Genomic DNA, 16,356 nt, shown 5'->3' on the forward strand with positions numbered 1-16,356 from the left:
AAGGTGAACGAAGGAGTGGAAGCGGGGATGAAAAAACATTGGCCTTGGGCAAACAACCCGGACCGGTTGAATCCGTTCGAATTGCAAAAGTTGGAGCAGGACGGTTTAGACATTATCGACGAGATTATTCATATTTATTCTAAAAAGGGATTTGAATCGATTCCCGAGGAAAAATTTGCTTTGTTCAAGTGGGCGGGAGTCTATCAACAACGCCCGAAAAAAGACGGCTATTTTATGATCCGCATCCGTGTCCCTTCCGGGATTTTAAACAGCCGCCAAGTGCGGGTGGTGGCTGAGTTGTCGAGGGAGTACGGGCGCGGGCTGATCGATGTGACGACACGCCAAGCGATTCAATATCATTGGATTCGGGTGGAAAATCTTCCGGATATCTTCCGGCGTTTGAAAGAGGTCGATCTTTACACCTTTGAAGCTTGTGGTGATTGCCCCCGCAACATTACCGGCAACCCGCTGGCCGGGATCGATCCGCATGAGTTGGTGGACACCCGTCCCATCGTTGCCAAACTGAATGAAAAGTTGCTGTTAAACCGGGAATTTTCCAACTTGCCGAGAAAATACAAAATTTCCGTCTCCTCCAGTGTCTACAATCCGGCTCATGCCCAGATCAACGATCTGTCGTTTACGCCGGCAGTGAAAAAGTTGGATGGCAAAGAGACGGTCGGTTTCCACGTCTGGGTGGGGGGAGGCCTTTCCAACCGGCCGCATTTGGCTCAGCAGCTGGATCTTTTCGTCCGTCCCGAACAGGTTGTCGATGTGGCGGTCGGCGTGACGAAAGTGTTCCGCGATTACGGATACCGGAAAAAGCGGCATAAAGCGCGCCTGAAGTTTTTGGTCGCAGATTGGGGGCCGGAGAAGTTTTTGGAAATCTTGAAAGAGTATATCGGCGAGTATCCGGCCCGGGGTGAAGATAAAATCGCCGGCTGGAATGCCGGTTATTTCACCGGGGTTCATCCGCAAAAACAGCCGGGGCTGAACTATGTCGGTTTAAACATTCCGTTGGGGCGCACGTCGGCAGACGAGTTTGACGGTTTGGCCGATCTGGCGGACCACTATGGATCCGGCTCGGTGCGCACCGCCAACACGCAAAATGTGATTCTGACCGATGTGCCGGATGACAAAGTGGAGGATCTGTTGAAAGAGCCTCTCTTAAAAAGGCTGAGCCCGTTTCCAAAAACGTTTGAGGGGTATGCCGTTTCCTGCACGGGAATTGAATTTTGCAATCTGGCGCTGACCGAAACCAAAGGGTTTTTGAAAGAAGTGGTCAACTTTCTGGACCAGGAGATCCGGTTGGACGAACCCATCCGGATTCATATCAACGGTTGTCCCAATTCCTGCGGGCAACAACAAATCGCCGACATCGGTCTCATGGGCGGGAAGGCGAAAACGGCCCAAGGAATGGTGGAAGCTTACACCATCTCGGTCGGCGGGCATTTATACGGACAAGGAAAGTTTAACACGCAGTTAAAGGGACGGGTCACCAAAGAATATGTGGCGCCGGTGTTAAAAGAAATCATTCTTTTCTACAAACGCGAACGGAAAGAAGGGGAGAAATTCGGCGACTTTGTGAAACGTGCCGGAATCGAAGCGATTCAGAAACAGTTTGATGAGATCCGCCAGCGGGTGGTGCCTGCTGTATGAGCCGGGAATTGTATCTGTACCGCTTGGTGGCGGAGAAAGAACCGGACGGTTCTTACAACGTCATCGTTCTGGCGCCGACGGAGGAAAAAGCTTTTGAATATGCAGAAAAAGAGTTGGAACGTTACACGATCAAAACGCCTGCGGTCAAAGAGTGGGTGATTGAAGAGAAAAAAAGGGTTCGCCAAGGAACCGGATATGTATTAAACGGATCCGAAAGAAAGGAGAACGACAAATGACCCGGGAACGGTATTGGCCGACATTGAGTGGAGAAGAAAGATGGAATCCCGAACAAATCAAAATCGTGGCAGAAGAGTTGAAAGACTTCCATCCTCAGGAAATTATCCGTTGGGGAGTGGAACAACTGGGGGTTTCCCGGTTGGTGTTGGCTTGCAGTTTCGGATATGAAGACGTGGTTTTGGTGGATATGGCATTAAAAGTCGATCCGGAATTGGACATTTTTTATCTCGACACCGACCTGCACTTTCAGGAAACCTATGAAGTCCGGGACCGGCTGGCTGAGAAATACCAAAAAGAATTCATCCGCGTTTCGCCCGAACTCACGTTGGAGGAACAAGCGGAGAAATACGGCGGCGAACTGTGGAAAAGAAATCCCGATTTATGTTGTAAGCTCCGCAAAGTCGAGCCTTTGAAAAAAGTGTTGAAAAACTACCAGGGATGGATCACCGGAATCCGGCGCGAACAAGCCCCCACCCGTGCCCATACGCAGGTGGTGGAGTGGGATCAGGGGTTTGGGTTGCTCAAGCTGAATCCCTTGGCTTTCTGGAACGCCAAACAAGTCTGGACTTATATTCATGATCATCAAATTCCGTACAATTCCTTGCATGACCGGCAGTATCCAAGCATCGGCTGCCAGCCGTGCACCCGCCCGGTCCGTCCCGGGGAAGATCCGCGTGCCGGACGCTGGTCGGGGACCGACAAAATCGAATGCGGGCTTCATAACAGTCCGGTCAATTGATTTTTGCTCATTCCGTTCCGCTTGGCGCCGGGGGCGATTCGAACCGTGGGATCTTTTCAGTCACTCTGACCCGGAAGCCCCCGGGGAGAGGGCCCGATGAAAATGATTGGAGAGGAGTATTACCATGGGAGATTTGATCGCACCACATGGAGGAGTGCTGGTAAACCGCGTTTTGACAGGAGAGGAAAAACAAGTTTGGTTGAATCGGGCGGAGCATTTTCCGAAGCTTCCCGTTTCCAACCGCACCGTGTCGGATTTGTTTTGCATTGCCACCGGGGTTTTCTCGCCGTTGACCGGTTTTTTAAAAGAAAAAGACTACCGGTCGGTTTGTGAAACCATGCGGCTGTCGGACGGAACAGTCTGGAGCATCCCGGTGACCTTGCCCGTTCCGGAAGAACGGGAAAAAGAGATTGCCGGGGCGGAATATGTTTCCTTGCTCGATGAAGAACAAAACATCATTGCGGTTGTCCAAGTGGAAGAGCTTTACCGTGTCGATCTGCGTGAAGAAGCCCGGTTGGTTTACAAGACGGAAGAAGAAGCCCATCCGGGGGTTCGATATCTGTACAGTCAATCGCCGTTAAACCTGGGCGGGGACATCTGGCTGTTAAAACGCCCGGCATATCCGTTTGAAGACCGGCTGTTCGACCCGGCCGAAACGCGGGAGATTTTCCAAAAGCGCGGGTGGAAAAAGGTGGTCGGGTTTCAAACGAGAAATCCGGTGCACCGTGCCCATGAGTACATTCAAAAATCGGCTTTGGAGACGGTGGACGGACTGTTTTTGCATCCGTTGGTCGGACAAACGAAAACGGATGATATTCCGGTGGATGTCCGCATGAAAAGCTATGAAGTGATTTTAAAACATTACTATCCGGAAAACCGGGTCTTTTTGGGAGCGTACCCGGCGGCCATGCGCTATGCCGGTCCCCGCGAAGCCGTCCTTCATGCTTTGGTGCGCAAAAACCACGGCTGCACCCATTTTATCGTGGGCAGGGATCATGCCGGTGTCGGCGATTATTACGGCACCTATGATGCGCAGAAAATTTTCTCCCATTTTACGGCGGAGGAATTGGGAATCACCCCGCTTTTTTTTGAACACAGCTTTTACTGTAAAAAATGTGCGGGCATGGCTTCGTACAAAACTTGTCCGCATGATGACGAACATCATGTCATTCTTTCCGGAACGAAAGTGAGAAAGATGTTGTCGGAAGGAATTGCGCCGCCTCCGGAATTTTCCCGTCCCGAAGTGGTGGAAGTATTAATTGAGGGGCTCCGGAATAAAGTGGGGGTGTAGAACTTGTGGCGGGAGCTTGCCTGATGCGGCGCTCCCCTTTCATCCATTGCAAAAATGAATGCTTGTTTAAGGGGGCATTTATGAAAAAACTCCTGATTCTTGGCATTGTCGGTTTTTTCGCCCAGTTGATTGACGGATCGCTGGGAATGGCTTACGGGGCAACTTCCGCTTCTTTGCTTTTGTTTTTCGGGGTGGCTCCTGCAGTGGCTTCGGCCTCGATTCATCTGGCGGAAGTGGCGACGACCGCTGTCTCCGGCGCGTCCCATTTATGGTTTGGAAATGTGGACAAAAAAATCCTCTTCAAACTGGCTGTTCCGGGAGGTGTCAGTGCTTTTGCGGGAGCCGCTTTTTTAAGCGGTATACCGGGAGACCGGATCAAACCGTTTATCTCTTTGTTTTTAATGCTGATGGGGATTTATATTGTTTGTCGATATATCACAGTTTCCTCGCGGAAAGCCAAAAAAACTAATTTATCCAATACTTATTTGATTCCGCTCGGATTGGCGGGAGGATTTTTTGATGCTGTCGGAGGCGGGGGATGGGGTCCGATTACCACCCCTATGTTGTTGGCCAGAGATGCCGTCACACCCAGAAAAGTGATTGGCACGGTGGATACCAGCGAATTTATTGTGGCTGTTTCCGCCTCCTTGGGATTTTTCCTCTTCCTCGGTTGGGAAACCTTTCATGCCTACTGGGTGGCAGCCATCGTGATTGGCGGAGTCGTGGCGGCCCCGATTGCGGCATGGCTGGTGCGGGTGATCCCGTCCCATTTGCTGGGCGTGTTGGTCGGCGGTTTCATTGTTCTGGTCAATGTGGGCCCGGTGTTGAAATTTTTGAAGGTTCCCTCCACCGGACAATGGGGGGTTTACGCAATCATTTTGGTCTTGTGGGCCGGTTCGGTGCTTTGGAATATGAAAAACAAAGGGAAAAAGGAGCAAACCCTCAGTGTTTGACTCTGGCATCATTGGGGCAAATAGCGCTTGATATGCGGGCGGATCTCTTCCATGGGGATGGCGAATCCGAGACATTGGGATGGATAAATGATCAGTGTGTTCATTCCGATCACTTTTCCCTGGAGGTTGATCAAAGGGCCGCCGCTGTTTCCCGGATTGATGGCGGCATCGGTCTGGATCACGTTTTTATAATAACGCCGCCCGACTTTAAGCGGCCGGTTTTTGCCGCTGATGATCCCAACCGTGACCGTGTGTTCCAAGCCGAAAGGGTTGCCGACCGCCAATACCCATTCCCCGATGTCGGCATCCCGGGAAGTTCCCAGGGACAATGCGGGTAACGGACGCGGGGATTTGATTTTGACGACGGCCAAATCGCGTTTGTCATCGGTCCAAACCGGCATTCCGGTGAAAGGTGTTTGGAAGTGATCCAACTTTACATCAATGCGTGAAGCATTTTTGATGACATGGGCATTGGTTAAAATGTAGCCTTGCGGGTGAATGATAAACCCGGAACCAAAATGGTTTTTGGGAGGGGCCGGAGGATCGTTCAGTTCGGGGACAAACAGGTGAAGCAAATTTCTGGGAAGCGACAGATAAGTCCCCGGGCTTTTTTCCTGGGTGATGATGGAAACCACCCCTCTCCGGACACGGCGGTAGACCGGCACAAAGATGTTCGCCGGGTGTGGTGCAGGCGAAACGACCGACAGACGTTGTTTTTTTAACTTTCCATCAGGCATCCATTTCACTCCCCATCCGCGAAGCCAGGTTGTATATCATATGGCTGCAGCCGGGAAGGAGGAAGGGCGGATGACTCAAGTGCCGGTCAAAAGCCAATTGTAAACCTTATTGATAAATGAAGTTGACAATAAATGCAGGGATCGCTATTGTAATGAGTAGAAAATCATTTATCGAAATGAGGTTTGCTGATGCGTCGATCTGCTTTGAAGGTGCGGGATATGACATGGATGGCCATGTTTGTTGCCATGCTGGCGGTCAGCGGGGCCTTTGCGATTCATATCGGCCCGGCTCCGATTACCTTGCAAACCCTTGTGGTGATGCTGGCGGGGTCCGTGCTGGGGGCCCGGCGGGGAATGATTTCCATGATTGTCTTTATTGCCCTGGTCATCGCCGGAGCGCCGGTTTTAAGCGGGGGTAAAAGCGGAATCGCCGCTTTGGCCGGCCCGACGGGAGGTTACATCATCAGCTGGGTGTTTGCGGCCGGATTGACCGGTTGGATGGTGGAAAGATGGATCCGAAAGGGCACACTCAATGCTTGGAAGATCGGATTGGCCCATCTTGTCGGTGGAGTGATTTTGATTCATTTGATTGGGTTTCCGTGGCTGGTTACGGTGCTTGATCTTCCACTGAACCAAACTACATGGATCTCTTCCCTGTTGGTTTTTATGCCGGGAGATTTGATGAAAGCGATCCTGGCCGTGCCGGTGGTGATGGCGGTGAGAAAAGCACTGCCCCAATTAAGCAGTGTGCAACAAAAAAGAGCCTGACAAAAGGCTCTTTTTTTATGAAGATAACATCGTCAAATTTGTATATTTCTCTATATGTTTTAAGAAACGATGGTTTAACGGAACGATCAAATCCGTTGCTCCGTTGGTGAACACACCGTTCCGGTTGATGACAAACAATTTGTGGACCGAGATTTTATAGTAACGGGACGGATTTTTCACAGACATCCATACATCGTGATCCGGTTGCGGATGCAGTCCTTTTATCTCACAGGGAATGATGCCGATGACATCATTTAAAAGGATGTGATAGGATAAATGTGGTTTTTGGAAAATCAGTTCTTTGGTGGTCAGTGTACTTGCCCAATGATTCCGTTTTTGGGATATGATCAAATGCCCGATCATTCGTTTGACGGGAATAAAGTTTGTATAAGGCAAAAAGAACACCTCTTTCAGTGAGGTTATATCCAGTATAACACAAGAGAGGAAAGGATACATCCGATGCGTGGCATGACTGAGGTTCGTCAGTTGTTAAAACAATTTGGAACCATCATTTATACAGGGGACCAGCTGGGGGATGTGGAGTTGATGATGGAAGAGGTCCGGGAATTAAAGGCGATGGGCCTGATTGATCCGCAAACGTTTCAGAAAGCGATGGCGGTGCTCCTTCAACAATCCGCCCGCTTCTCGCGCCGGCAATCCGAAAAGTAAAGGCATAGTGCCACTGGTTCAAGCGGCCTATGCCTTTTGCAATCCCTTATGATTTCACGCTGTAATAAGAGGGAAGCTCATTTTCGTATTGAGCGATTTGGTTTTCATATTGCAGCGTGATGCCGATGTCGTCCAACCCGTTCATTAAACAGAAGCGGCGATAGGGATCAATTTCAAAGCGGAAGCAAAGCCCCGCATCATCCCGCACTTCTTGTTTTTCCAAATCGATGGTCAAGGTGTAACCGTCTGTTTCCAGGGTGTTTTGAAAGAGCCGGTCCACCTGTTCTTCCGGAAGCGAAACGGGAAGCATTCCGTTTTTAAAACAATTGTTGTAAAAAATATCCGCAAAACTGGACGCGATGATCACACGAAACCCGTAATCCTGAAGAGCCCAGGGGGCATGCTCGCGGGAAGAACCGCATCCGAAGTTTTTCCGTGCCAATAGTACACTGGATTCTTTGTATTCCGGCCGGTTGAGGACAAAATCCGGATCCGGGTTTCCGTCACCGGTAAACCGCCAATCGTGGAACAGGAACCGGCCAAATCCGGTCCGTTCGATCCGTTTTAAAAACTGTTTGGGAATGATGGCATCGGTATCCACATTGGCCCGGTCCAACGGGCAAACGATTCCCTTGTGTTGTTTAAGTGGTTGCATGGACTTTTCCCTCCTCATCCCGGTATTGCCAGTTGCGCACATCGACAAAATGACCGGCGATGGCTGCCGCGGCCGCCATGACCGGGGAGACCAAATGGGTTCTGCCACCGCGGCCCTGCCGGCCTTCGAAGTTCCGGTTGGAAGTGGAGGCGCATCGTTCGCCGGGTTTCAAAATATCCGGATTCATTCCCAGGCACATGCTGCAACCCGACTCGCGCCACTCGAACCCGGCTTCCAAAAAGATTTTGTCCAATCCTTCCTTTTCTGCCTGCAGTTTCACTTGTTGGGAACCGGGAACCACCATGGCCTTCACTTGTGGGGCCACTTTGTACCCTCTGACCACTTTGGCCGCCGCCCGCAAATCTTCAATGCGTGAATTGGTGCAGGAACCGATGAATACTTGGTCAATCTCAATTTCCGTCATCGGCGTGCCCGGCTTCAATCCCATGTACTCCAACGCCCGGCGGGCCGATTTGGCTTCGGTCTCTGTCGGGAAAGAGGAAGGATCCGGCACGGCTTCGGTGATATCCGTCCCCATTCCGGGGCTGGTTCCCCAGGTCACCTGTGGTGCGATGGAAGAGGCGTCGATTTCGATGTACGCATCATACATCGCACCCGGATCGCTGGACAGCTGCCGCCATTCTCGGACCGCTTTTTCAAAGGCTTCCCCTTTGGGGGCGTAAGGGCGGCCTTTCAAATATTCAAAAGTGGTTTCATCCGGAGCGATCATGCCGGCACGGGCACCCGCTTCAATGGACATGTTGCATACCGTCATCCGTTCTTCCATGGACATTTTTTCAATAGGTTTGCCGGTATATTCAATCACATAGCCGGTGGCTCCGTCCGTGCCGATTTGGCGGATCACGGCAAGAATGGCATCTTTGGCGGTGACACCGGGGCGAAGTTCCCCGTTAAAGTGGATGCGCATCGTTTTGGGCTTGAGTTGATGCAAACATTGCGTGGCCAAGACGTGTTCTACTTCACTGGTTCCGATGCCGAATGCCAAGGCGCCGAATGCCCCGTGTGTGGAAGTGTGGCTGTCCCCGCATACGATGGTTTTCCCGGGCAGGGTGAGCCCGAGCTCGGGACCGATGACATGGACAATTCCCTGGTTCTGGTGATTGAGATCGAAGAGGGAAATGCCAAATTCTTTGCAGTTTTTCTCCAAGGTTTCCATTTGTTTTTGGGAAATCGGGTCTTTGACCGGCAAATGGCGGTCGGTGGTGGGAACATTGTGATCCATGGTGGCGACGGTCAAATCCGGCCGCCGGACTTTGCGCCCCTGAAGACGCAATCCTTCAAAAGCTTGCGGGGAGGTGACTTCATGCACCAAATGCAAATCGATGTACAAGATGGCGGGTTTTCCTTTTTCCTGCTCAATGACATGGCGATCCCAAACCTTCTCAAACAATGTTCGTGGTCTCAATTTGCTCACCTCATCTTTTATCTCAGCTCGTCAAAGAAACGGGGAAATAAAGAAAGGGTAATTGAAGAATATTTTAACAAAATGAATTTATCTTTCAACAACCAATTTTTTAACAACGGGTTTGTCCGGCTGTTTCATCTATAATATCCTTGAATGAAGATACCGGAAGAAAGCGGGGGAGGAGACATTGATCAACGGAATAGAAAAGATTGAAATTCCGCCGGTCGACAAAGAAACGGCCGGCAAAATGAAACAACATGTCGATCAATTGACCAAACCGGTCGGCAGCTTGGGGCAATTGGAAGAAATCATGATCCGCTTGGCCGCCATCACGGGGGAAATGTTCCCTGATTTGAGTCAAAAAGCGGTGGCCGTGTTTTGCGGGGATCACGGGGTGACCGAAGAAGGGGTCAGCCCGTATCCGAAAGAAGTGACCGGCCTGATGATGCAAACCTTCGACCGTGGAAAAGCGGCGGTGAATCTTTTGGCGGAAGCGGCCGGCGCCGGGCTGGTTGTGGTGGATGTCGGGAGTGAATGGGAGGAAACCCCGGGATCCGTGCTCTCTGCCCGGGTGCGCAAAGGCACGCGCAACTTTTTAAAAGAAAAGGCGATGACCCGCCAAGAAGTGGTGGAAGCGATCCGGGTGGGGAGAGAGACTGTCCGGCAGTTGGGCGAAAAGAACGTCCGCCTGTTGGCTGTGGGGGAATTGGGAATCGGCAATACCACGGCAGGGGCTGCGGTGGCAGCCGGGCTCACGGGAAAACCGGTTTCGTCATTGACGGGAAAAGGTTCCGGGGTTTCTCCGGAGGCTTATGCGCGAAAATGTGAAGTGATCCAAAAGGCCATCGATTTTCACCGGCCCGATCCGGAAAATCCGCTGGAGGTGTTGGAAAAAGTCGGCGGGCTGGAGATTGCAGCCATGGTGGGAGCTTATGTGGGGGCGGCCGAACACCGGATTCCCGTCATCATGGATGGATTTATTTCCACGGCGGCAGCTTTGGCGGCGGTGAGATGGAAACCGGAGGTCCGCCCCTGTTTGTTTGCTTCCCATCTGTCGGTGGAACCGGGACATGCCGTATTGCTGGATGAGCTGGGTTTTAAACCGTTGCTGCATGCAGAGATGCGTTTGGGGGAAGCCAGCGGTGCGGCTCTTGTGATGCCGATGTTTGAGACGGCGGTAAAGTTGGCCCGAAATATGGCCGTATTTGCCGATTTGGGACTTTCTGCCCCGCAAGGCGAAAAGAACTGACCAGAAAGGGTGAAAAAAAATGGCAAGCTTGGAGCGGTTCGGACACGGAGGGGATTTGCTGACGGCCAGTGAGCTTTTTTCCAGAGAACAAGAGGAATGGATTGATTTCAGCTCCAATATTTATCCTTACGGTCCGCCGGAAATCGTCAAAGAAGTGATCCGGGAGTTGGTCGAAGAAAGAGAAATGCCGGTGTTATCAAGATATCCGGATCCGGCCTGCCGCGGGTTGAAACAGGCGATCGCCCGTTTTCACCGGATTTCCGCGGACATGGTGTTGCCGGGAAACGGGGCTGCCGAGTTGATTGATCTGTTGATCCAGGCCTTCCGGCCGTCCCGGGTGGGGGTGGTGGATCCTTCTTTTGTCGAGTACAGGCAATGTGCCCGGAAGAGAAACATTCCCGTGGACCATCTGGTGACCGGCTGGGAGCAGCAATTTTTGCCGTCCCTGGAAGAAATGGACCGGCTGTTGAGACGGGTGGACTTGGTATTCATCGGTTATCCCAACAACCCCACCGGGCATTTGATTGATGCCGGCCGGATGTTGGAATGGATCCGCCGGGCCGGACGGTATCAAACCATTTTGGTTGTGGATGAAGCTTTTATGGATTTTGTGGAGCCAAAGGAAGACCGGTCGTTGATTTCACGGGTGAAGGAGCATCCCCAATTGATTGTGGTTCGTTCCATGACGAAGTTTTTTTCGCTGCCCGGTTTGCGTTTGGGTTATCTTGTGGCGGATGAAGCGGTGATTTCCCGGATTCGGGCGCTTCAGGTTCCCTGGAGTGTGAACGGATTGGCGCAAATGATCGGCTGCGCGGTTTTGCGGGAGGAAGTTTACCGGCCGCACGCCCGAAAGGTGAGCGGGTGGCTGGAAACAGAGCGGGAAACGATGATCCGGGAATTGAACCGTCTGGACGGTTTTCAGGTTTTTCCGGGGGTGGCCAATTACTTGCTGGTGCGCATGTCGGTCAACGGAAAAAACGTTTCGGATCTGCAATTCGACTTGGCCCGGGAAGGGTTATTGATCCGGAGTTGTTCCAATTATGAAGGGTTGGAGGATGATTGTTTCCGGATCGCGGTCAAAAAACCGGAGCAGAATCTGCTGTTAAGGAAGACGCTTGAAGAATGGAGCAGGAAGGAAGGCGGGTTATCATGGGCATCAAGCTGATCACCGGCGGCGTCCGTTCCGGCAAAAGCCGCTTTGCTGAATCATTGTGCATGGATGCCGAATATGTCACTTATGTGGCGACCGGAGTTGCTTCGGACGAAGAGATGAAAAAGAGGATCGAACATCACCGGAAAAGGCGCCCGGACCACTGGTGCGTGGTGGAAGAGCCGCACCGGTTGGCCCGGGTCATTCAAACGGTCCCGCCACACCATCTCGTGTTGGTGGACAGCCTGACCGCATGGGTGAGCAATCAATTGATGTTGTACAAAGAAGAATGGGAAGAACATTTGAAACAAGACGCCCGCGATTGGCTGGAAACGTTAAAACCGTATGAGGCCGTCCTGGTCACCGATGAAGTCGGTCTGGGCGGTGTGGCCATGCATCCGGTGAGCCGGGCGTTTCAAGACGGTTTGGGCTGGCTCAACCAGGAGGTTGCGCAAGTGGCGGATGAGGTGTGGATGGTGATTGCGGGAATTCCTTGGAGAGTGAAACCATGAATGCATTTTTTCATGCCTTGGCCTTTTTGACCCGCTTCCCGGTACCGGTCCGGTTGGACAAAGAGGGGTTCCGGGAAAGTCCGGTGTGGTATCCGGTGGTCGGTTTATTGTTGGGAGGCGTCCTTTTTTTGTTTGATCAATTGATTGCCAGATGGTTTCCGGCTCCGGTCCGGGTGTTGTTGGATCTTTCGGCATGGGTGTTTTTCACCGGCGGATTGCACTTGGACGGTTGGATGGATATGGCCGATGGATTCGGATCCCACCGCGATCCGGACAAAATCCGGGAAATCATGAAAGATTCCCGGGTCGGGGCCATGGGGGCGATTGCCGCCATTTTGCTGTTGATGTTAAAAGCGGGGGCCCTGTTTGTGCTTGCCGGCCATCCGGATGCTTCTTTTGCCCGGGTGTGGATCACGGCCTGCATTTGGGGCAGGCTGGCCGCGGTGATTGGCATCCGTTTCTTCCCTTATGCCGGTAAAGACGGGTTGGGACAAGGCATGCGGGAGCGGTTTACCTGGCCGCGGTTTGGTCTGGCTTTGGTTTGCACGGTGTTGCCGGTGTGGTTCGGTTTGGGAAGCATCGGTTTGGCGGCGGGGTTCTTTGCGGTTTGGGTCCCGCTGTGGATCGGTTGGCAGGGAACCCGGACCCTTGGCGGTTGCACCGGGGATTTGTACGGAGCCATGATTGAAGCGTCTGAATTAACCTGGCTTCTCTTTTTTACCATTCCGGGGGTGCTTTCATGATGCGATTGATATGGATACGCCATGGCGAAACCAGAGGGAATCAGATGAAACGGTACATCGGGCACCAGGACGAGCCGTTGGCCGAAACGGGAAAAGAACAGGCATTCCGGTTGGCGGAAGCACTGTCACGGGAAAAGATCGACTTTGTGGTGACCAGTGATTTGAAAAGGGCCGTCCAGACTGCCCGTCCTTTTCTTGAAAAACATCCCGAAATCCCGGTGGCCGTCACACCGGCCTTGAGAGAGTGTTCATTTGGGATTTGGGAAGGAAAAACGTATCAGGAAGCGGAGGAGTTGGCCAAAGAGGCATGGTGGAACTGGATCCGTGATCCGGGCCGTTTTGCTCCCCCAAAAGGGGAAAGCCTCATGGATCTGCACCATCGCATTGAACGTTTCCTTCGTGAATTGGAACAAAACCGGCCCGGGGAAACCGTGGCCGTTTTTACGCATGGCGGTCCCATCCGCTGTTTTTTTGCTTATCATGTGTATCAGTCCCTGTACGACTTTTGGAAGCCGTCCATCGGGCACGGAGAGGGATGGATTGCCGAAAAAAAAGAGGCTGGGTGGATCATCAGCCGTACTTTGTTTCAGAAAGGAGACTTTTGATGGATTGGTTTCAGCGAGCCGGTTGCCCGATTTCATGGACGGTTCATCCGGAAATGTTGATGATTGAGTCAAAACGGCCGTTGAAAGTCTTGACCAGCGCGGTTTACGGAAGTGACCGGTTCACCTGCAAACGGATGATCAACCGGCATGTCGGACGGGATTATGCAGCGAAGAATCCGGAGGGAGAGATCCGGGATTGGTTAACCCGGAAAAAGATTCCCCTTGAAGAAACGGTCGTGCTCATGACGGCGGCCCGGGTGGAGCGGGTTTGCCACCGTTTTGCCGTGGAGAAAACGTTCAAGATGGACGTGTTTGTCACAGCCGGTGTGGGAAATGCAGCCCGTGCCGGGGAACCGAACCCGGTGTTTTGGAACGATCAGGAATACACGCCTCACACAATCAACACGATGGTTGTGATCGACGGACGGATGACACAGGCGGCAATGGTGAATGCCGTGATCACGGCAACCGAAGCCAAAGCGGCGGCCTTGCAAGACTTGAAGGTAACAGATGCCCGCGGAAATCCGGCCACCGGCACCACAACGGATGCGATTCTCATTGCTTCAACCCAGGATCCGGCAAGAAACGATGTGCATGCCTATGCGGGATTGTCCAGCCCTTTGGGAAGTGCTTTGGGAAAAGCCGTCTTTGAGGCGGTGAAAGAAGCCGTGCTGAAAGAAAGATACGGGGAGGAGCGCAGATGACCACGGCTGCCGTTTTGATCCTGGCGTTTCTTTTGGATTGTCTTTTTGCGGATCCGGCAAACCGTTATCATCCGGTGGTGGGCATGGGGAAAGCCATTGCGTGGCTGGACCGCCGCATCCGCTGTTTCGGACGGGAAAGAGGATGGAATGAAAAAGAGGCGGCGTGGAAATGGCGCTGTGCCGGGATGATTTTGCCGCTGGTTGTGGCAGGCGGCGCTTGGCTTTTGACCTTTTTCGGGGTTCAAGGCATGAAGCAGCTCCATCCGGTGGCCGGCCTTTTGTTTGAAGCGGTGCTGGTTTGGCTGACGATGGCTCCGCGCAGTTTGGCTGCGTCGGGAAAAGCCGTTTATTCCGCTTTGGTGGAAAAAAAGATCGGTGAGGCGCGCCGCCGTTTGTCCATGGTGGTCGGAAGAGACACGGATTCATTGGATGAAGGGGAAATTGTGAGAGGGGGTGTGGAAACCATTGCCGAAAATATTGTGGACGCGGTCATATCCCCTCTTTTTTATGCGGCATTGGGAGGCGCGCCGCTGGCCATGGCTTACCGTGCGGCGAATACCCTGGATTCCATGGTCGGATACAAAAACGAGACCTATTTACACCTGGGCTGGGCTTCGGCGAGGCTGGATGATCTGGCCAACTGGATTCCGGCCCGCATATTGATTCCGTTTATGTTGGCGGCCTTCGGTTTGTTGCGGCTGAGCCCGGGCGCGGCTTTTCAGGCATGGAGGCGGGATGCCCGTCAACATCCCAGTCCCAACAGCGGCATTCCCGAGTCCCTGATGGCGGGCGGGCTTCAAATCCGGCTGGGGGGAGTCAATGTTTATTTCGGGAAAAAATCGTTCCGCGCTTACATGGGAAAACCGGTTCAGGATAAAAAACCGGAACACCTCTTGAAGGCGATCCGGGTGATGTGGCTTGCTTCCGGATTGTATCTTTTGGCCCTCTCGGGGGTTTGCTGCGTGATTTTTAAATAGAAATCAATGGCATGTTCTTTTTGAAATCGGGTAAATACTGTAAATGGGACATTATCGACAAGGGGCCAAGCCCATGAAACAGATCCGAAAGATTGAAGAAGCCATCGGGGAAATCATTTTCCACGCCCATCCGGAAAACGAACCGGTCACGATTGAGTATCTTCCCCCCGTATTCAACCTGGTCGGTTACGGCACGGATGCCGTGGTCGTCAGCCATCCCGAATGCAAAGGCCGGGTTTGGAAGGTGTTTGCAGAAGACCGCCTTCACAAAGTGGAGCAAGAGTTTCAAGTGTACCAAAAGTTGAAGGGGTCGCCTTATTTTGCCCGTTGCTACGGCAAAGGGGACAATTATTTGGTTTTGAGTCATGAACAAGGGTTGAACTTGTATCAGTGTTTGTGCGAAGGGATTGAAATCCCGGAGCAGGTGATCATCGATGTGGAACACGCACGTCGTGAAGCGCGTCTCAAAGGGTTGAACCCGCGTGACATTCATTTGAAAAATGTCCTTTTGCAAAAAGGGCGCGGAAAGCTGTTGGATGTTTCCGAGTATATGAAACCGGGGAATGACCGGCGTTGGGATGACCTGGTGGAGGCATATTACGAATTTTATCCGTTGATCCGGGGACGCAAAGTCCCCGTTTGGCTGCTGGAAAGCGTCAAAATGATGTATAACCGCAAAACATCTTCTGCTTTTTCCGTCCGGGAGTTTGGCCGGAAGTTTGTCAGATGGTTGGGAGACACACAATCAGAGGGGAGTGCCGACAAAAATGTTTGAAAATCCTTCGGACGAAATACGGAAAAAACTGCTCCAAGAGGCAAAAAATATTGCGGTGGTGGGTTGTTCGGACAATCCGGCCCGGACCAGTCACATGATTGCGCAAGCTTTGCAAAAGGCAGGCTACCGGATCTTTCCGGTGAATCCCAATTTAACCGGACCGGTGTTGGGGGAAAAACCATACGCTTCTTTGACCGAAATCAAAGAACCGATCGATATTGTCAATGTATTCCGCCGCAGCGAACATGTTTTTCCGGTGGCCAAAGAAGCCGTGGAAGCCGGAGCGAAAGCTCTTTGGCTGCAAGAAGGCGTGATTCATGAAGAAGCGGCGCGTTATGCCGCGGAAAATGGACTGATTGTGGTGATGGATCGCTGCATCAAAGTGGACCACGCCATTTTGTTGGGAACAAACCGGTGAACATCAGGTTGAGCAATCAAGGAGTCCCGACCCGTCCGGGGCTCTTTTCATTTTGTCAATTCACAAAAAAATTTGTCGAAAGATATCGTATT

At 52.2% G+C, this 16,356-nt stretch carries 20 protein-coding genes; 16 read left to right on the forward strand and 4 right to left on the reverse strand.

Translation table 11 applies throughout. The features are described 5' to 3' along the window. Window positions 1-27 precede the first annotated feature (27 nt). The 5 genes from I8U21_RS00270 (at window position 28) to I8U21_RS00290 (ending at window position 4,876) form a co-directional block, all read left to right on the forward strand. Window positions 28-1,656, forward strand: coding sequence for a nitrite/sulfite reductase (locus tag I8U21_RS00270; RefSeq protein ID WP_198053026.1), 1,629 nt, complete (start codon window positions 28-30; stop codon window positions 1,654-1,656). Further along, window positions 1,653-1,892 carry a DUF3906 family protein gene (locus I8U21_RS00275; protein ID WP_037994066.1) on the forward strand — a complete coding sequence of 80 codons (240 nt, stop codon included), beginning with the start codon at window positions 1,653-1,655 and terminating at the stop codon, window positions 1,890-1,892. The genes I8U21_RS00270 and I8U21_RS00275 overlap by 4 nt, the downstream gene beginning before the upstream one ends. Then, window positions 1,889-2,632: a phosphoadenylyl-sulfate reductase gene (locus tag I8U21_RS00280; protein WP_049720487.1), complete on the forward strand. Its 744-nt coding sequence runs from the start codon at window positions 1,889-1,891 to the stop codon at window positions 2,630-2,632. The genes I8U21_RS00275 and I8U21_RS00280 overlap by 4 nt, the downstream gene beginning before the upstream one ends. Before the next feature lie 124 nt (window positions 2,633-2,756). Next, complete coding sequence (sat, locus tag I8U21_RS00285) at window positions 2,757-3,923, forward strand: sulfate adenylyltransferase (RefSeq protein WP_181731160.1); 1,167 nt, start codon at window positions 2,757-2,759, stop codon at window positions 3,921-3,923. Between the two features lie 80 nt (window positions 3,924-4,003). After that, on the forward strand, window positions 4,004-4,876 hold the full coding sequence (locus I8U21_RS00290; RefSeq protein ID WP_181731159.1) for a sulfite exporter TauE/SafE family protein: 873 nt from the start codon (window positions 4,004-4,006) through the stop codon (window positions 4,874-4,876). 8 nt (window positions 4,877-4,884) lie between these two features. On the opposite strand, the gene I8U21_RS00295 is transcribed toward I8U21_RS00290, so the two are convergent. Next, on the reverse strand, window positions 4,885-5,613 hold the full coding sequence (locus tag I8U21_RS00295; protein ID WP_037994062.1) for a S1C family serine protease: 729 nt from the start codon (window positions 5,611-5,613) through the stop codon (window positions 4,885-4,887). 189 nt (window positions 5,614-5,802) lie between these two features. Here I8U21_RS00295 and I8U21_RS00300 point away from each other — a divergent pair, with 189 nt between their 5' ends. After that, window positions 5,803-6,381, forward strand: a complete 579-nt coding sequence (locus tag I8U21_RS00300; protein ID WP_181731158.1) for a biotin transporter BioY — start codon at window positions 5,803-5,805, stop codon at window positions 6,379-6,381. Between the two features lie 15 nt (window positions 6,382-6,396). Here the strand turns inward: I8U21_RS00300 and I8U21_RS00305 are convergent, their stop codons facing one another. Continuing rightward, the gene (locus tag I8U21_RS00305) at window positions 6,397-6,777 is read right to left on the reverse strand and encodes a hypothetical protein (RefSeq protein WP_181731157.1); all 381 of its coding nucleotides are present in this window, start codon (window positions 6,775-6,777) and stop codon (window positions 6,397-6,399) included. A gap of 63 nt (window positions 6,778-6,840) precedes the next feature. Here I8U21_RS00305 and I8U21_RS00310 point away from each other — a divergent pair, with 63 nt between their 5' ends. Then, a complete protein-coding gene (locus tag I8U21_RS00310; RefSeq protein ID WP_181731156.1) occupies window positions 6,841-7,050 on the forward strand; it encodes a YqgQ family protein in 210 nt (69 codons plus the stop codon). A gap of 46 nt (window positions 7,051-7,096) precedes the next feature. Here I8U21_RS00310 and leuD read toward each other — a convergent pair whose 3' ends face one another. Further along, window positions 7,097-7,705 (reverse strand): 3-isopropylmalate dehydratase small subunit, encoded by a 609-nt coding sequence (leuD, locus tag I8U21_RS00315; protein WP_181731155.1) that lies wholly within the window; start codon window positions 7,703-7,705, stop codon window positions 7,097-7,099. Then, window positions 7,692-9,131 (reverse strand): 3-isopropylmalate dehydratase large subunit, encoded by a 1,440-nt coding sequence (gene leuC / locus I8U21_RS00320; RefSeq protein ID WP_198053027.1) that lies wholly within the window; start codon window positions 9,129-9,131, stop codon window positions 7,692-7,694. Before leuC ends, leuD begins: the two co-directional genes overlap by 14 nt. A 187-nt stretch (window positions 9,132-9,318) precedes the next feature. Here leuC and cobT point away from each other — a divergent pair, with 187 nt between their 5' ends. The 9 genes from cobT (at window position 9,319) to I8U21_RS00365 (ending at window position 16,264) form a co-directional block, all read left to right on the forward strand. Continuing rightward, window positions 9,319-10,380: a nicotinate-nucleotide--dimethylbenzimidazole phosphoribosyltransferase gene (gene cobT / locus I8U21_RS00325; RefSeq protein ID WP_181731153.1), complete on the forward strand. Its 1,062-nt coding sequence runs from the start codon at window positions 9,319-9,321 to the stop codon at window positions 10,378-10,380. A gap of 19 nt (window positions 10,381-10,399) precedes the next feature. Continuing rightward, on the forward strand, window positions 10,400-11,545 hold the full coding sequence (gene cobD, locus I8U21_RS00330; RefSeq protein WP_181731152.1) for a threonine-phosphate decarboxylase CobD: 1,146 nt from the start codon (window positions 10,400-10,402) through the stop codon (window positions 11,543-11,545). Beyond that, window positions 11,530-12,042 (forward strand): bifunctional adenosylcobinamide kinase/adenosylcobinamide-phosphate guanylyltransferase, encoded by a 513-nt coding sequence (cobU, locus tag I8U21_RS00335; RefSeq protein WP_181731151.1) that lies wholly within the window; start codon window positions 11,530-11,532, stop codon window positions 12,040-12,042. The genes cobD and cobU overlap by 16 nt, the downstream gene beginning before the upstream one ends. Further along, on the forward strand, window positions 12,039-12,785 hold the full coding sequence (gene cobS, locus I8U21_RS00340; protein ID WP_181731150.1) for an adenosylcobinamide-GDP ribazoletransferase: 747 nt from the start codon (window positions 12,039-12,041) through the stop codon (window positions 12,783-12,785). Before cobU ends, cobS begins: the two co-directional genes overlap by 4 nt. Next, complete coding sequence (locus tag I8U21_RS00345; protein WP_198053028.1) at window positions 12,782-13,390, forward strand: histidine phosphatase family protein; 609 nt, start codon at window positions 12,782-12,784, stop codon at window positions 13,388-13,390. Before cobS ends, I8U21_RS00345 begins: the two co-directional genes overlap by 4 nt. Beyond that, window positions 13,390-14,094, forward strand: a complete 705-nt coding sequence (locus tag I8U21_RS00350) for an adenosylcobinamide amidohydrolase (protein ID WP_232333811.1) — start codon at window positions 13,390-13,392, stop codon at window positions 14,092-14,094. The genes I8U21_RS00345 and I8U21_RS00350 overlap by 1 nt, the downstream gene beginning before the upstream one ends. Further along, window positions 14,091-15,071 carry an adenosylcobinamide-phosphate synthase CbiB gene (gene cbiB, locus I8U21_RS00355; RefSeq protein WP_181731147.1) on the forward strand — a complete coding sequence of 327 codons (981 nt, stop codon included), beginning with the start codon at window positions 14,091-14,093 and terminating at the stop codon, window positions 15,069-15,071. Before I8U21_RS00350 ends, cbiB begins: the two co-directional genes overlap by 4 nt. A gap of 73 nt (window positions 15,072-15,144) precedes the next feature. Continuing rightward, the gene (locus tag I8U21_RS00360) at window positions 15,145-15,846 is read left to right on the forward strand and encodes a protein kinase family protein (RefSeq protein WP_198053029.1); all 702 of its coding nucleotides are present in this window, start codon (window positions 15,145-15,147) and stop codon (window positions 15,844-15,846) included. After that, window positions 15,839-16,264 (forward strand): CoA-binding protein, encoded by a 426-nt coding sequence (locus tag I8U21_RS00365; protein ID WP_181731145.1) that lies wholly within the window; start codon window positions 15,839-15,841, stop codon window positions 16,262-16,264. The genes I8U21_RS00360 and I8U21_RS00365 overlap by 8 nt, the downstream gene beginning before the upstream one ends. The last annotated feature ends 92 nt before the right edge of the window (window positions 16,265-16,356 follow it).

This window comes from Thermoactinomyces sp. CICC 23799, assembly GCF_016055145.1.
Lineage (GTDB): Bacteria > Bacillota > Bacilli > Thermoactinomycetales > Thermoactinomycetaceae > Thermoactinomyces > Thermoactinomyces intermedius.